9 protein-coding genes are annotated in these 17238 nt (G+C 51.1%); all 9 read left to right on the plus strand.

Translation table 11 applies throughout. From position 1 onward, the window contains the following. The first annotated feature begins 197 nt into the window (after positions 1-197). The 9 genes from KK083_RS20210 (at position 198) to KK083_RS20250 (ending at position 17233) form a co-directional block, all read left to right on the plus strand. Complete coding sequence (locus KK083_RS20210; RefSeq protein ID WP_254167002.1) at positions 198-1337, plus strand: AEC family transporter; 1140 nt, start codon at positions 198-200, stop codon at positions 1335-1337. A gap of 324 nt (positions 1338-1661) precedes the next feature. Beyond that, the gene (locus KK083_RS20215; protein ID WP_254167004.1) at positions 1662-2003 is read left to right on the plus strand and encodes a PadR family transcriptional regulator; all 342 of its coding nucleotides are present in this window, start codon (positions 1662-1664) and stop codon (positions 2001-2003) included. Between the two features lie 6 nt (positions 2004-2009). Beyond that, on the plus strand, positions 2010-4688 hold the full coding sequence (locus KK083_RS20220; RefSeq protein WP_254167006.1) for an ABC transporter permease: 2679 nt from the start codon (positions 2010-2012) through the stop codon (positions 4686-4688). A 431-nt stretch (positions 4689-5119) separates the two neighbouring features. Next, a complete protein-coding gene (locus KK083_RS20225; protein ID WP_254167008.1) occupies positions 5120-7459 on the plus strand; it encodes a TonB-dependent receptor in 2340 nt (779 codons plus the stop codon). A gap of 10 nt (positions 7460-7469) precedes the next feature. Next, a complete protein-coding gene (locus tag KK083_RS20230; protein WP_254167010.1) occupies positions 7470-8504 on the plus strand; it encodes a PepSY-associated TM helix domain-containing protein in 1035 nt (344 codons plus the stop codon). Positions 8505-8667: 163 nt separating this feature from the next. Beyond that, positions 8668-9813 (plus strand): hypothetical protein, encoded by a 1146-nt coding sequence (locus tag KK083_RS20235; RefSeq protein WP_254167012.1) that lies wholly within the window; start codon positions 8668-8670, stop codon positions 9811-9813. Positions 9814-10517: 704 nt separating this feature from the next. Beyond that, positions 10518-14174: a hypothetical protein gene (locus KK083_RS20240; RefSeq protein WP_254167014.1), complete on the plus strand. Its 3657-nt coding sequence runs from the start codon at positions 10518-10520 to the stop codon at positions 14172-14174. 25 nt (positions 14175-14199) lie between these two features. Then, complete coding sequence (locus KK083_RS20245; RefSeq protein WP_254167016.1) at positions 14200-16827, plus strand: DUF8696 domain-containing protein; 2628 nt, start codon at positions 14200-14202, stop codon at positions 16825-16827. Between the two features lie 7 nt (positions 16828-16834). Then, the gene (locus KK083_RS20250) at positions 16835-17233 is read left to right on the plus strand and encodes a hypothetical protein (RefSeq protein ID WP_254167018.1); all 399 of its coding nucleotides are present in this window, start codon (positions 16835-16837) and stop codon (positions 17231-17233) included. The last annotated feature ends 5 nt before the right edge of the window (positions 17234-17238 follow it).

Below are 17238 nucleotides of genomic sequence, written 5' to 3' on the forward strand. Positions count from 1 at the left end.
TCAATTCATTCACTCCGATCTTGCTTGTTTGAGGGGCCCCCGGTCCAATGGCGACGGTCCACTGCCGGTGATGGTAGGGGGCAGACGCTGGAATGCGCCAGGGTGGTGGTCCGACGACTAAACCCGGTCCGGCCGTGGACTGTGGTCTGTCGACCGTGGACTCTTTCCCTCTCAAGTCTCATATCTCAAATCTATCCATGACCTCAGCCATTACAAAAACAATATCACTGCTGCTGCTCATACTGATCGGCTACCTCTTCCGGAAAAAGATCGCAGGTAAAGATCAGCGGGAGGGAATAAAGACCCTGATCCTGAGCCTTGCGCTTCCGGCTACGATCCTGATCGCGCTGCTGCAGATCGATTTTGAGTCAGACCTGATCATCATTCCCGTGATGTCGCTCGGATTCAACATCATCATGCACCTGCTGATGGACAGGCTGCCGCTGCAACCGATCTTCAACATACCGGTGAACCAGTACCGTACACTGATCATGCTGATACCGTCCCTTGCGCCCGGGTTGTCGTGCTTTCCTTTCATTATGGAATACAGTGGGCAGGGACCGCTCGCCATGGCCGCGCTTGCCGACGTGGGCAACAAGATCTTTGTGCTGATCATTTCCTACACCATTGCCATGAAGTGGTACTACGAAGTGAATCGTGAAAATGCGCCCGGTGGTAAGACCAAGATCAAAGATCTGCTGATGGCCATGGTGAATGAGCCTGTGAACATCGTGATCGTGGTGGCCATCGTCATGCTCTCCCTGGGGCTTAACTACAAGGCGTTCCCCGAAGCGCTCACGCTCAGCATCGATCGCCTCAGCATCATGATGACACCGCTGATCCTGCTGTTCATCGGCCTGTCCATACGCCTTACGTGGGACCAGGTGCGCACCATCTTTTCGTTCCTTTTCTTCCGGTCAGGCATCGCCTTCGGTCTCAGCGGACTGGTGCTGCTGTTCTTTCCCGTAACAGACATCCCTACCATTTTGCTCATGATCGTTTTTCCACAGAGTGCCTGTAGCTTCTGGCCATACGCGCATATGGCAGCCGTTGGACAGATCGAGAACAAATTGCCGGGGGAGAAGCGGATCAGAACGTTCGACCAGGATTTTGCCATGAACGTGCTGGCCTGCTCCATGCCATTTTCCGTGATCCTGATCATGATCATCTATGCCTCCGGCGATGTGTTTGCGAAGACCACACCCGTGTTCATGTGCTCCGGCCTTTTCCTCCTGGCCGCTGCCGGCATCGTGCTGTTCTCGTCGAAGCTCTTGTCGGTTTATAAGGCTGATCCTATAGAGATGCCGGAGATAGGGGCGGAGAAACAGGCGTCGTAAGGAGATTAGTCCACGGTCCACAGACGACAGACCACAGCATTTCCCCTTCGAACTTCCTAACAACCCTTCCAGCGCTTTTCAAGAAGCACCGCTCTATAGAGCTTTGCTGCACTTGCATAACCTGGAAGGGTTTCTCTCTCGAACCAGTCACCCAGAGACCCACGCCGTACTGCTGTGGACCGTGGGCTGTCGACTGACCTGTCCGCATTTCTGTTCAGTTCTGAACAATCCGAAATAACACAGCACGCTTTTTCATCCGCCTGGTACTGTTTTCCACACTGGCATGATTATTAATACTACATTTAGGAATTAATTATTTGCCCTATGAAGAAATATCAGTTAGGTGAGTTCGAAGAGGTGGTGATGCTCACGGTGGGCATCCTGTACAACGAAGCTTACGGTATTTCCATCAAGAAAGAAATTGAAAAAAGACTTTCGCGCAAGGTGAGTGTGGGTGCGTTGCAGTCGGCGCTGAAGCGGTTGGAGGAGAAGGGATACCTGAAGTCGCGCGAAGGTGAATCCACGCAGGAGCGGGCAGGGCGGCCCAAACGTTACTTTACCATCACGGCGTATGGAAAGAAAGCCATGGAATATACCCGCAGCACACGCAATACGCTCTGGGATGCCATTCCCAGGATCGCGCTGGAATTAAAAACTGTTGGGTAGCCGCGTATGAAAAGAACAGACCAATCACCCCCGAGGTCCTTTCTCCGATTCTTCCGGTGGTTCTGTCACCCGGAGCTTCGTAACTACATCGAGGGCGACCTCGTGGAGCTGTACCGCGAAAGGCTCATGACGTCGGGCAAAAGAAAGGCCGACTGGCAATTTGTCTTCGACGTTGTGCTGCTCTTCAGGCCGTCGATCATCCGCCCCATGCAACCATCTCATTCATTCAACCAATTCACCATGTTCAGAAATTATTTCAAGGTAGGTGTCAGGAACATCCTCAAGTATAAGGTGTTCTCCTTTATCAATGTGTTCGGGCTCGCTGTGGCCATGTCGCTCTGCATGCTCATCGTGCTGATGCTGGCCGAGCAGAAAAGTTACGATCAGTTCCATGAAAAGAAGGAACGCATCTATCGCATTCTTTCTGACCGCGAGCATTCCAAAGCACCCTCAGCCACAACACCTTTTCCACTGCCCATGGCATTAATAACCAACTACCCGGCCGTGGAAGAAGTAACCCAGCTCACCCGCGGTGTAGGCGGCGATGCAACGTACAACCAGCGTGTGGTACAGATGCGCGGCTACTTCGCCGACGCATCCTTTTTCCGCGTGTTCGGCTATGCGCTCGCCAAAGGAAATAAGAATGTTGCCTTGTCGGCGCCCAACAGCATGGTGATCACCGCCGCGTATGCACGTCAGCTGTTTGGTGATGACGATCCGGTAGGCAAGACCGTTGACTTCACCAACCGTGGGTTGCCCAACGTAGGGGATGGAGAAGGCGGTGAGGCCACACCGTGGGGCAGCTTCACCGTTACGGGTGTCATCGCTGATGTGCCATACAAGTCGCACCTGAAGTTTGATGTGCTGGTATCGTCATCTTCCATGAAGGTGCTGTATGACTCCAAAAAGCTGGCAGACCTCAGGGATGACTGGAAGTTCAACTACAGCAGCTACACATACGTGGTGCTAGCGGCAAACAAAAGTGCAGAAGACCTGGAGGCTGCGCTGACCGACCTCACCTGGCGCAAAAAAGAAAACCTCGATGGCCTGAAGGGTTTTAAGCTGTCGGCCCAAAAGCTTACCGGCATCACACCGGGTATACTGGTGAGCAACGAGCCTACACAGCGCCTGCCCATGATGGTGTATTATTTCCTGTGGTTCCTGGCGGCGGTGGTGATGATCTCGGCTTGCCTTAACTATACCAACCTGTCAACAGCCCGCGCGTTGAGCAGGGCTAAAGAGATCGGCGTGCGCAAGGTGACCGGTGCTTATCGCAGCAACCTCGTGTATCAGTTCCTGAGCGAATCGGTGCTCACGGCGCTGCTGGCTTTGGTGCTGGCCACGTTGCTGATCGTGTTCATGAGGCCGGCCGTGACAGGGCTCTGGATCAACCAGTACCTGAACTTCGATCTGCAAGGCAACGTGCCGGTGTACCTGGTCTTTGTAGCATTCGCGTTGTTCGTCGGTATGCTCGCGGGCATTTACCCTGCGCTGCACCTCTCGAAGGCACAGCCCGTGAAAGCGCTGAAGAACAGCGAGGGCTCGCGGTCAGGAAAAATGGGGCTGCGCAAGGTGCTGAGCGTTTCGCAGTTTGTGATCTCCCTGTTCTTTATCACCACTGCCATTCTTATCTATAACCAGTTCAGGCATTACCTCGAATTTGAGTATGGGTTCAGCGCAGAGAACGTGGTGAACATTCCGCTGCAGGGCAACGATCATCATAAGGTGGCAAACGCTTTCGCGATGGTGCCGGGGGTGGTAGACGTGTCGGCGTCAGACATCGTTCCTTCCACGGGCACCGAGAACGGCATGAGCATCCGGATCGCCGGCACGGAAGATGAATATAAAAAGTTCGGCGTGCTGCAAACCGATGAACATTTTACAGGCAACCTCGGGATCAGCATCGTTGCCGGAGAGAACCTGCCAGCCGAAGACACTGCCGCGGGAGATTTTATCCTGGTGAACGAGGCAGCGGTGAAAGCATTGGGTTATACGAATCCAAACGAAATGGTAGGGCAGGTGCTCGACCCGGGGTGGGGCGGATCAACGTTAAGGGTGATCGGCGTCATCAAAGATTTTCGCTTTACCACACCGGCCAACGGTGACGGTATTGGCCCGCTGGCCATTCGCAACAACCCTTCCAGCTTCAGCTTTGTGAATGTTAAGATCGCCCAGGGTGATCTGTCCGGCACGGTGCAGCAACTGGAGAAGGCCTGGAAGCGTGTGGACCCGGTGCATGCTTTCAAATACGAGTTCTACGATGACCAGCTTGCGTCTGTATACCGGGGCTTCCTGGATGTGGTCACCATCCTTGGCTTCATCGCTTTCCTCGCCATTGTTATTGCCTGCCTCGGACTGCTGGGCATGACCACCTATGCTGCCGAAACACGCAAGAAGGAGGTAGGCATCCGCAAGGTGCTGGGCGCGGGCGATCTCGGCATTGCGCTGCTGCTCTCGCGAACGTTCCTGAAGATCCTTGCCATTGCTATATTCATCGGCGCACCGCTCAGCTACGCCGTCAACAACCTGTGGCTGCAGAAGCTGCCCAACCGTGTGGACTTCGGTTTCGGAACGGTGTTCGTATCGGTGCTCATCCTGCTGGCGCTGGGGTTGCTGACCATTGGCTCGCAAACACTGCGCGCGTCGAGGAGCAATCCTGTTAAGGTGCTGAAGAGTGATGGGTGAGTCCACAGTCCACAGCACGTCTCCCTCGAAGATCGTCATCCGGCTTTGGGGAGAACCAACCCTTTGAGGGCTTTTCAAAAGGCAGTGCTTATTTTAAAATAGCGCATCACTTTGTATAACCCTCAAAGGTTTGTGCGGCGGGGCAGTGGTGGTGTGAGAACGTCAAAATAACCCGGGCCGGAAATGCCGTGGACCGTGGACTGTTGACCGTGGACTCTTTATAACCATACCCTTCATAAGGTATACGCGCCCCTATCTACCCATAAAAATTTACCTATAAACTCACTCCCCGGCATTGCTCCTTGCAATAATTGATTACTTTCGCGCCGTGGATTGGTTATTTTTAATCAATCTAAATAACAATAACAGCAAATAAGTATCACCCCATGAGCTCCTGGTTTGCCCTGATTGGCAGCAAAAACACCGTTTTTTTGGCTTTCAGCCTCCTTTTATCCCTATTTATTGTCACAAGCTCCGTTTCTGCGGCTGCCCATAATGATAAGGGTACGGGAATCAGCGGCGTGATCATGACCAGCGATGGCCAGCCCGCTCCAGGGGTATCGGTGTACCTGCAGGAATTGCAGAAGGGTACGCAGACCAGCACCAGTGGCGAGTTTAATTTCAGGAACATTGCCCCCGGCGAGTATCACCTGGAGGTATCGATGATGGGTTTTGAAAAAATAAGCCAGACCGTGAGCGTCACCCAGGGTAATGTGACGCAGCTGACCATAACGCTGCAGGAGAGCTCGCTTACGCTGGATGAAGTAACCATCACCGGTGGCGGCAACCGGTTCGCCAAAAAAGAAAGCGACGATGTTTCAAAGATGGCGCTTCGCAACATGGAAAACCCCCAGGTATATACGGTGGTGAGCAAGGAGCTGATGAAAGAGCAGGTGGTCACGGATTATAACAGCGCCTTCAAGAACGTGCCGGGCGCAGGCGTCTCTGAGGTGAGGAACCAGGGAAGGTCCAGCAACATCTCCCGCGGTTTTGCCACACCTCAACTGGTGCGCAACGGCGTGGGTAGCTTCACCTTCACCACCATTGATCCTGCTAATCTTGAACGCATCGAAGTGATCAAAGGCCCTTCCGCTACTTTGTTCGGCAGCACGCTCTCGTCCTTTGGCGGCTTGTTCAACCGTGTTACCAAAAAACCTTTCGATACCTTTAAAGGTGAGGTGTCTTACTCGGCGGGAAGCTGGGACCTGAACCGCCTTACCTTCGACGTGAACTCACCGCTTACAGATGACAAGAAAGCATTGCTGCGGGTGAACGGCGCGCTGCACAGTGAGCGCAGCTTCCAGGACGCCGGCTTCAACCGGAACTTCCTCATCGCGCCAAGCTTTTCTTATGCCGCCAGCGACAGGCTCACGCTCATGCTCGATGTTGAGATGAGCGCTTACAAGGCAACATCGCCCATGCGGGTAGCGCCTTCCGTTAATGGCACCAAACATAACGTGCGCGACCTCGGCATGCCTTACAAGCTGTCATTCGCCAACAACACCATTGCCTACACCAGTCAGCAATACAATATTTTCGGCCAGGCCCGCTACAAGATCTCCGATAGCTGGACCTCACAGACCGTGCTCTCACGCACCCGCTCATCGTCAGACGGGTATGTGGTAGCCCTTACCATACTTACCGACAGCACGCTGCGGCAGACGGTAACGAGCCAGGAGTTCCCTTATTATGGAACCGACCTCCAGCAGAATTTTATTGGCGACTTCAAGATCGGCAACATGCGCAACAGGGTGGTAGCCGGTGTTGACATCTATAGCCTGCGCGGCAGCCGCAACGACGCATCCGTGAACATGCCCGCGCTCAAATTCAAAAAACCTGGTAAAGCCTACAACAACTTCACGCTCGAGAAAGTATCGCCCATGTTCGCATCGGTCACCTTCACCAACTTCGTGTCGGTGCGCGAAAATACCTACAGCGCCTATGTATCAGATGTGCTCAACATCACTGACCGGTTACTGGTCATGGCGAGCCTGCGCGTTGACCGCTATATGAACAAAGGCACCTACTATCCCAACCTGGACTCCATCGCCGGTAACTTCAACCAGACTGCGCTGTCGCCCAAATTCGGTGCGGTATACCAGGTGCTCAAAGACGAGGTGTCGATCTTCGCCAACTACATGAATGGTTTCAGCAATGTGAGTGGCGCTGATTTTTATGGCAACACTTTTAAACCTAACCAGGCCAATCAGCTCGAAGGTGGCGTGAAGGTAGACTGGAGCATGGTAACCGCCACGTTCAGCTACTACAACATTGAGGTGACCAACGTAACACGCGATGATCCCGAGCATCCCAACTACGCATTGCAGGATGGCACACAACACAGCAGGGGCTTCGAGGCCGAGCTGATCGCCAACCCCGTACAGGGATTGAACATCGTGGCAGGGTATGTTTACAACGATAGCCGGTACACGCGGGCCAACCCTTCTGTTGAAGGATTGCGTCCTACAACGGCGGGCCCTCCGCGCATGGCCAACCTCTGGGTAAGCTATCGCTTCAGCCGCGGTGCTGCACAGGGTCTGGGTATCGGCTTCGGCGGCATCTATGGCAGCGAGTCGTATCAGAGCAACACAGAAACATTTACGTTCATGATCCCGTCATACACCGTGCTCGATGCTTCCGTGTTCTACGATCAGCCCCGCTACCGTCTCGGCCTCAAAGCCGATAACCTTACCAGCGAAAAATACTGGTCGTACAGGCTGGCGGCGCAGAACCCGCTGCGGGTCACGGCCAACGTAACCTTTAAGTTCTGATCCTGCTTTTATGACCGTTCGCAAACTGATCCTGCGCATACACCTCTGGTTAGGTTTTACCTGCGGCACCCTGCTTTTTTTTGTTGCTCTTACGGGATGTGTGCTGGCCTTTGAAGACGAGCTCCGTTACGCCACGCAGCATCACCTGCTCTATGTTAATGCAGAGGACCAGCCGCGGCTCAGTGTGCAGCAGGTCATCGATGTGGTGAAAGCTGACAACCCCAAAGCAAAGCTCAGCCAGATCCGGTTCTATGGCGACCCATCGCGCACGGTACATTGTTATACCCGCGATAAAAAGATCGTATCGGTGAATCCTTACAACGGAAATATTACCGGCGTTCGCGACAACGAAAAAGACTGGCTCTCGCTGGTGTTGTCTTTTCACCGTACGCTGCTGCTGGGCGACATCGGTGAGCACATCATCCAGTGGAACGTGTGGATTTTTTTGGTGATGCTGTTATCCGGGCTGGTGTTGTGGCTTCCGCCGAAGTTCAAACTGTGGAAGCAGAACCTGGTCATCAAACGTGGACTGGCGCCGAAGAAACGTAACTATGACCTGCATCGCATTCTCGGTGTTTACGCATGGCTGCCATTGCTGCTCATTGCCATCACAGGTATCAGCATGAGCAGTGGCGGTGGAGAGAAAGGCCCTAAGCTGAAGTCGCTGTTCACCGCCAGCGCGCCGGATGCCGGCATCTATGACCATGTAGTAAATCAGATCGATCACCAGGAGCCCATCGATGTGCTGCGCGTCACCTTCCCGCAGGACAGCACCGGGGTGATCACCATCGGCGTCCGTTACGTCACCAGCAGCTTCAGAAAACAAAGCAGCTTCATGTTCGATCGGTATTCCGGCAAGCTGCTTAAGACAGAACTATATCAGCAAAAGTCATTCTGGCAACGTTTCTTCGGCTCGAGCTACGAGCTGCACACAGGCCGCATTCTCGGGATTCCCGGCAAGATCATCATGTTCTTTGCCGGCCTCATTGCATTGAGTCTGCCCATTACAGGTTTTTTGATCTGGTGGAACAAGCGGGGCAGGTGATCTGGCTCCCACTGGAACTGTAGCACAGCGTATTGGTAGTTAACCTAAAAATTCTATATTAGAGTCTGGAGCCCATCCGGTCACTGAAAGAATGTGATCGCTGGGCTTGTTTATTATACGGTAGCTACGACTGGCTATCTGCATCAGTGTCAAAATTCAAAAAATGATCTCAGGCGTTATTTTAATCATTGCAAGTACGGCAATCACACTGCTAAGCCTTTGGGAGAGCGAGTTTTCAAAAACAAAAACGAAGATCCCGGAAAATGAAACGGAAGAAGAGAAGCGGACCAGGCTGGAGGAGAAGTTACAACAAGCACGTACCATTCGCGTAAAGATCATTAGTTCTGTCTTCGTAGTGATCACCCTTGTTTTGATGTTGTGGGAGCTCGATGCGGCCGAAGATGAGAAAGAGCTGCAGCACCTGCAGGACGCCCAACGATATTCGAGGGATTCCCTGATCCATGTCAGTGAACGCGCCGCGGATTCAGCGGAATGGAAGAACTATGTAAATGAGCTGCGCTCGCGTTTCACCAATGAAGAGTCGAATTTTACCGTTGTCAATCAAAGCCTGGTAAAGAAGTCGAGGAGCGATTCAGCGCATTATAAAAAGCAGCAGGAGCTGTCTGATAAATTGATCAAAACGCAGGAGGTACTGATCGACTCGATGGTCGATCACTTTAATCAATTGAACTTACCCCTGTCACCCATGGAGCTCTCATACCAGATCCGGTTTGACGGAAAGCAACTGGGTAACAATTTTGCAAAGATTAAACGGCGGGCCCTGCAAATCGTTGATCAACATGCCAGGAATAATAAACAGCAGGATGGCACGCATACCGTAATAGAAGAATATGACAAATCATTCACCGTGATGTTTGAGTCTGCCGATGTTCTGGATTCAGTGATGGGCGTTACCTATGTTGACATGAGACTGTATCAAAAGCTGGATTACGGAGAGAGGATCCTCGATTTTTGTATGAACAGGCCAGGTTACCGCGCTACCTTCACAAACAAATATCCACACTGGACTATCAATACAAAAACGGATGAAGTCATTGTCAACTTTACTACCAGTAAGGAAGATTACATCACCACTGTCAATGGCATGTCATCCATCGGGCAGCTTCCAGGCTCATTTCTTTCTTTTGATTTCGAGGCACTTGAAAAATTCGAGCTTCACTCTATTGCCGTGATCTCCGGCGACACAAAGCGTGTTTTCTGCAAGCTTGAACTGGAGGCTTTTTATAATGATCCGGTTGTGAAGGAGTGTGGTGGACAATGGTATAAGATCAAGGGTATAGGTGAGTAGGGCAGACCTGGCAGTGGTGTTATTATGTTTTAGCTTCTCCAGAGGATTGATTTTTTGCAGGTCATAATATTCCATTCCGGAACGCGAATGCCAGTAATGCGGCGCTGTTCGGTACAACCGGCTCATGGCTGGGTGTGCCGCACATGGACTTGATTTTTTGATCCTCAGCTAAGCCTCAGGCAATCCTTAGGCAATCCTTAGAGAATGTTTGCCACCGTTTTGACCGTTTTCGACCGGGGATGGACTATCCTATTATTTATTGTTTCAAGATTGATATTGTTTGCCTACGGAGCTCTACAAGTGCAAATTCAAAAAAAACTTGTGTGTATTTCTGTTATGGAATTTAACATGTAATGTCATCATTGGAGCAAAGCCTTAGCGGATTTTGATTTTGCGCTTTAGTAAAAAAAATCTGACACAGATCGTTTATTGACAAAAGTTGTCAGTGTCTGGAGAATAATTTTATGACGTGATGAAGAAAATAAATTTCGGACAGATGCGGGCAGAGAGATCAGCGGGAGTGCCGTTCATCTCTGGTTGAATTTGAAGTCAAGTTCACAAAAGCCTGTTTTTACAACGTTTGCAGCATCCGGTATTTTTATTTTCTCTTAAATGAGAAAGCCGTTTGTTTTCTTGGTAAGTTTATCCCCCAATTTCAGTGACCACTTTTTTTTGGTGAAGTTCACTGCTATGAAACCACTAGTATGTCTAAGTATTGCTTTATTCTTCTCGCTCTCAGCTGCATAGTTGGTACGCTGAAAGCGCAGGGTACAGACCCTGTTCAACACGCTGCCAACATGCTTCCACCATCGCCTACGGCCAGTGAGCTCGGAAAATACGGGCTGGTGCCGGTGGGCCTGTCAACAGGTACTCCCAATGTGGAGATCCCGCTTCATACGTTCACTTCGCGGTACCTGTCAGTGCCGATATCATTGAGCTACAATGCCAATGGTATCAAGGTAGATCAGATCGCAACGTGGGTAGGTATGGCGTGGTCGCTGAATGCAGGTGGTGTTGTTACGCGCACCATCAGGGACGAAGCCGATCAGCCTGATCCGGTGCCTTATCCTGAGAATTTCAGCCAGACCAATCCTGAAGGTATCAAGTACCTCGAGTATGCAGGTAACAATGATTCGTTTGATTCAGAGCCAGACCTGTACGCCTTCAACTTCATGGGCTACAGCGGCAAGTTCATCTATGACCGTTCGGGAACACCCATTGTGATGCCTCACCAGAACATCAAAATTGAGCGTGTGATGGACTCGTCGCCCACCAACGGGTATTTCATGATCACCACGCCCGACGGCATCAAGTATACTTTTGGCGCGCCTGAACGATCAAAATCATACAGCATCGGTTGTGGTAAAACATTTGACAACCTGAAAGAAACTTCATGGTACCTGACCAGTATTGAACATCCCGCCGGTGATGTCATTCACTTCGAATACGAGGGCACCACCAGCACCAATACCGTGGAATACTACTACGCTGCTTCCATAACCCAGTCGGTAATGAAGAAGATCGGTGAAGAGGCCGGGTGCGAAGCTTCGGCTTCCGGTTGTGCGGAGTTTGAGACGCAGACCTGCAAGACGGTATTGTTAGTAAGGGGTGTTCGCCTGAAAAGGATCTATGCTAGCAACTTTGGTGAGGTGGAATTTCTGGCCACCAAAGACCGGCTTGACCTTGACGACTATAAGCTCAACGAAATAAAGGTTAAGGACAATAGCGGCGCATTGGCGAAGAGCTTTCAGTTCAGTTATACTTTTGCAACGGCTGCAACAGGTTATGGCAATGAGCTCACCAATCTCGATGATGAACCGCAGCTGGCGCGCAGAATGTTCCTGACCGGACTTTCCGAAAAGAGTAAAACTGGTATCATTGAAAAAACGCATGGTTTTGAATATGACGATATGAATGGCCTGCCGGTAAGGCTGTCATACGCACAGGATCACTGGGGATATTTTAACGGTGCACACAATACTTATTTTGTGCCTGTTGACAAACAGCGCATCGAAGACCAGAACGGAAGAAAGGTTTTCGAAAATATCGGTGGCAACCGCGAAGCGAACAGCGCTTTCAGCACGAAAGGCTTGCTGAAAAAGATCACCTATCCGACCGGCGGATCATCGGAGCTCTTTTTCGAACCTAATACATACTGGGATTACGCAACCGTCACCCCGCCGCCAACGCCCATCGATCTCTCCATCAGCGCCCAGTCCAACCACCAGGTGATGACATCCATGGATCTGCTCAACATTTACGAACAAGAGATCCAGATCACCACGCGTGCCATACACAATGCCAATTACGAGGAAGGTGATGACGACCAGGATCAGACCCACTATAAAGTTCAGGTATCTGTGATAGACATTACCACAGACAATCCGGTGTACAACAACTACGACATCCAACTGGGCACCGTGGCAACGGCTTACATCAAACTGGCAAAGGATCATCGGTACCGGATCATATTGATGGCTTCCGGAAGGATCGTAAAAGGAATACTTTCTTCGGCGTATATAAATGAACTGCCCTCGACCATGCAGATGAACCTTGAGACCGGTGGCCTGCGGGTTTCGAAGATCAAAAACTATGATCCGGTAACTTCAAAGTTCGAAGAGACGAACTATACCTATGCCAAGGTAGGAACAAGTTCGTCCGGTGTTGCACGTTCAATACCGCAGTACTATGGCCGGAGCTCCATCCTGACCACGATTCAATGCACGGGAACAAATGGGTCTTTTGATAGACAGAAGTTTTGTTATTACGGAACCCTGTATTCCTCCAGCCAGAGCACTTTGTATCCGGTAAACGGAAATAATGTCTATTACCAGTATGTGGTAGTAAGCCGTGGAAGCAATCACACCTACGGCGCCGAAGAGCATGAGTTTATGGTTCAGTTCGATGCGCCAGGCGCCCAGGTCTGGGGTGATGAAGACATCTTAAGCGCTCCTTACACCAACCTGGGTTGGAGCAACGGGCTTGAGAAATCGGCGAAATATTTTAAACGCTCCGGAAAATCGCTGGTATTGATCAAACAGATCGACAACCATTACGTTACCGATATACGGAATGAAAAAGAAACCAAGGGCCTGGTGGTGCGAAAAAAATACAACCCGGTATACACCATGGAGTCAACAATCCCCTGCAACGCTGAGAACAGGACAAAAACGTATGGCAGATATACGTGCCTCAATGAGAACGAAGATCATTTTCATATATGGCTTATTGGAGGGATTCCTTTTTTTGGAAACGGTAAAATTAAATGCATCGCTCCAAACGCTATCAACGGAATACGTGAGACAAGCCAACATCCCTGCTATCAAAAAAACGTCGAGTCTGTCGCGGTACCCATGGCACTCGACTACCTCGATGCCATTGAGTACAGGAACATCGCCTATTGGTTCTACATGGATTATTCCACCGAAACCAACTACGACGAGAACGGCCAGAATCCCGTAACCACAAAAAGAGAATTTTTCTATGACAATCCTGGCCATGCGCAGTTATCGCGGATCAAAACACAACGCAGCGACGGAAGATACGCGGAAAGCGCTATGAAGTATGTGGACGACTACACAGCGTTTCAGAATCTGGCAGCCCTCCAGGAGAAACACATTGTAAATGTTCCTATAAAAACGGAAAATAGCGTTGACGGCATGCTGACCGATGGGCAGGTGATCCAGCTCAATGACAAGGGACAGGCCCTGGAAGTATACCAGTATGAATCCGCTATACTGAAAGCTTCTCCGGTACATAACGGAGCGCAGCTTATACCCTCGGCGGATTACAAGCTCAAGGCCACGCTCACCTATGACGCGAGCGCCAATGTTTCAGAAGTGCAGACCACCAACCAGCCAAAGATCAGCTACAAGTGGGGGCACAGCGCAACGCGGGTGATCGCAAAAATTTCAGGTGCTGCTGCCGCGGATGTCTTTCATACAAGCTTTGAGGAAGATGGCGTAGCAGGAGCGGCCAGGACCGGCGAGCGCTTTCTGAACAGCGGCACTTATACCATCACCACGCAGGCTTTCAATCCTGTATCCACTACCGGCCTTGTGCTGTCGTACTGGTACTGGAACAACAACCAGTGGGTTTACAGCGGTGAATTACCTTTTACCCGCAACATCACGGCCGGCACACGGCTCGATGAGATCAGGGTTTATCCGAAAGGATCGCAGCTGACAACCATCACCTACAACACGCTGTACAATACCGTGAAGACGATGACCGATCACAACAACATCACTACCAGCTATGAGTATGACAACCTGGGCAGGCTGTTGCGGGTGCGTGACGACAAGCAGAATATTGTGACAGAACAGAAGTATCATTTTTATAACAATACATCCAATGAATAAGGCCGTAAAACTATTGTCTCTGGTTATGCTGGTAGTCTTTTACGGCCAGCAGTCGAAAGCCGATTGTATTAGTGGAAATCTTACGGCGTGCAGGGTGTTGGTGCCCGGGCAGGAGCAGAAACCCTACGCGGAAACCTACACGCTCAATCCCGGCGACTTCTCCAAGAAGTCATGGAGCTATTCGGGGGGAAGCAGGGCAGGTGGCGGAACGCAAACAGCCGACTTCATTACGATAGAATGGACCGAACCCGGCTGGCACTCGCTGACGGTTGCAGAGCTGGATCCCAACAATCCCAGGGAGCCTTGTACGATCACCATCTTCGTAAAAGAGGTTGCAGGCGGAACACTTTCCAATAGTACTGAGATCTGCCAGGGAAGCAGCACAACGTTAACTCTAACTGGTTACTCCGGCCTCATACAACAGTGGGAAAAAACCACGGATGGCTCGACGTGGGAAGTGATCAGCCATACCGGGGCATCTTATAACACCGGTGCGCTTTCCGCCGCCACCAGCTACAGGGTGCTGGTGAGCGAATGCGCGGAGAGCGTTTATTCGAATACCTCAGACATAACGATATCTGTTCCTACCCCAGGGAATGTTTCCGGTGATACTAATTTCTGTACAGGAGAATTGGCGAATGGCACAGCTTCTATAGCAAACTATGGAGGGTTTATTATGACCTGGGAGATGAGTGAATATTCGAACGGTACGTGGGGCGAATGGGTCGGTACGGGAAGCTTGCACGGTATCGAGTCCTACAATTACTCGGTTTCGGTACAAACCCGTTTTCGTGCAAAGATCTCGGCCGGGACCTGTGGTACCATTTATAGCGAAAACGTTGAGGTCATGGAGACGGCACCCGCGGAGGCGGGTTATATTTCAGGCCCATCGGAAGTGTGCTCCGGAGCGCCTTTTTCTCTTTCACTTGTGGGCGCCTCGGGCGTAGCAGAATGGTATATGAAAGACGCTCAGCATGACTATGGACCTATTGGCTCACCCACTGGCATCACCATTACGCGTCCTTACTGGTTTAAAGCCGTTGTTCGGGATGCGGGATGTAACCTTCCCGACGAAGCTGAGTTCTATGTCGCCGTAAAACCAACGCTGTTCGTTTCCGTCGGTCCCGCGTATCAGGAAATATGCCCCGGTGCCGCAGTAAATCTTATAACGCTTGAATCGTCAGGACTGCCTGTCAAGTGGGAGCGGAAAGATGAAAGCTCTTCCAGTTGGTCCACGGTGGCAACAGGCATTGCGCCCGGGTCATTCAAATTTTCCCCGGTAAATGTTTCGGGGCTGTGGCGTGCTGCAGTAACCAACGGATGCGGCGATATACCTTCCAACACTGTTGAAGTAAAGGTGCTGGATGCCATTCCTACACCACAGATCACGAATGTTTCGGTTTGTCCAGGAGAAACCGCCTTGCTCAGCGTAGGTAATCCGCAGCCTGCACCCACGCGGTATGTATGGTATTCCTTTTCAAATGGCCAGCACACTGTATTGACAACTACGGCACTGAATGAGTACCGGATCCCTGACCCAACAAACGCAACGTATTCAGTGGCTTTTGAAAGGGTGGGATGCATAGGCCCAAAAAGTTCTGTGCAGGTGGCCCTGCACAATAGCGCGCTGGTTCCTGCGGCACCGTATATAAACGTTACTACAACCCCGGTGTACAATGTGAAGATCTATAAAAATAATACTTCAGCGGGAGGTGTTTCCTACTACTGGCAAACGCAATCTGATGTAATAGATGTGACTAACCAGGCCGATGTGATCGACATGCCTGCCTCAGGCTTGTATTATGTCAGGTCCATGAATGCATCCGGATGCTGGAGCGGAGTCAGTGAACCCGTGGAAGTTGTTAACCATGTTCCATCACAAACCCAATACGCAGCTGCGCAGATCAACTATGCGCGAACCTATACCTTCCTTGAGCCTTCAACAGAAACGACATACCCGGCTGACCTCGACACCGAAAGTGATCCTTCGAAAATAGGCATCAACTCTACTTATATCGATGGCTTGGGCAGGCCCGTACAAAGCGTGCAGAAAAAAGCATCGCCCACCGGAAACGATCAGGTCACCGTGCTGGAGTACGACGAAGCCGGAAGAAAAGTGAGGGATTATCTCCCGTACATTTCAACGGAGGGAAGTGGCGACCTGAAGACAGCACCCTTCCCGCAACAGCGGAATTTTTATGGTACCGGCGGAGAAGTAGCAGCGTCTTATTTCCCGTTTTTGTATCAGCAGACAGAGCGCTCTCCTTTGGATCGTGCCCAGGCCTCTTATTCTCCCGGCGACGACTGGGCTGGCCTTGTGGGCAGCGCTCAAAGCAAAAAAGTAGCGCATCATTACCTGTCGAACACTACGGCAGACAGCGTGTGGCTCTGGCGGGTGGATGCACAAGCGGTGCCTTTTACGAACTCAAACTATACCGAGGGATTTCTTTTTCTCAATGAGACCCTCGATGAACATGGTTTCAGGGTGCGGGAATTCAAAACAAAAGAAGATAAGCTTGTATTGAAACGGGTGCAGGTGGCATCAGACACCTGGGCGGATACTTATTACATCTACGATGACTTCGGAAACCTGGTAGCAGTGCTTCCTCCTGAAGCTGTCAAGAAAATGAAGGCCATCATCAACGGGAATTAAGACATTCATGAAAACCATACTATTGATCACAAGTCTTTGCGCGGCAGCAATGTCATCTCATGCGCAAAACATCAGGACCTCTGCTATCTCATGGCACATCACACAGGCCTTTGATATCAACACGGGCACGACCACCGATGTTACTGACACCATCATTTCTATAAGCACCAGCCAGCTGCAATGGCAGACCAATGGCAGCACGAAGACCTTCGCCGTGAGTGAAGTGATCGGCCAATGGACAGACATAGACAACAACGGCGAGATCGTCTATGAGGCCGGCAATGAAAGCATGCGTGGTACCGTAACCTTTATACGTGCTGGCGGCGCAATGCGGATCAGGCTTATGATGACCGGCGAAACACTCATCGCCTATGAATTTACAATATCAGCGTACCAGGTTCAATGAAGCAT

The sequence above is a fragment of the Chryseosolibacter histidinae genome (assembly GCF_018598225.1).
GTDB classification, from domain to species: Bacteria; Bacteroidota; Bacteroidia; order Cytophagales; family Cyclobacteriaceae; genus Chryseosolibacter; species Chryseosolibacter histidini.

Coding starts and splice junctions, on each gene's coding strand:
- KK083_RS20220 (WP_254167006.1), top strand. CDS start 2,010: ATGAAAAGAACAGACCAATCACCCCCGAGGTCCTTTCTCCGATTCTTC.
- KK083_RS20230 (WP_254167010.1), top strand. CDS start 7,470: ATGACCGTTCGCAAACTGATCCTGCGCATACACCTCTGGTTAGGTTTT.
- KK083_RS20235 (WP_254167012.1), top strand. CDS start 8,668: ATGATCTCAGGCGTTATTTTAATCATTGCAAGTACGGCAATCACACTG.
- KK083_RS20250 (WP_254167018.1), top strand. CDS start 16,835: ATGAAAACCATACTATTGATCACAAGTCTTTGCGCGGCAGCAATGTCA.
- KK083_RS20210 (WP_254167002.1), top strand. CDS start 198: ATGACCTCAGCCATTACAAAAACAATATCACTGCTGCTGCTCATACTG.
- KK083_RS20245 (WP_254167016.1), top strand. CDS start 14,200: ATGCTGGTAGTCTTTTACGGCCAGCAGTCGAAAGCCGATTGTATTAGT.
- KK083_RS20215 (WP_254167004.1), top strand. CDS start 1,662: ATGAAGAAATATCAGTTAGGTGAGTTCGAAGAGGTGGTGATGCTCACG.
- KK083_RS20240 (WP_254167014.1), top strand. CDS start 10,518: ATGTCTAAGTATTGCTTTATTCTTCTCGCTCTCAGCTGCATAGTTGGT.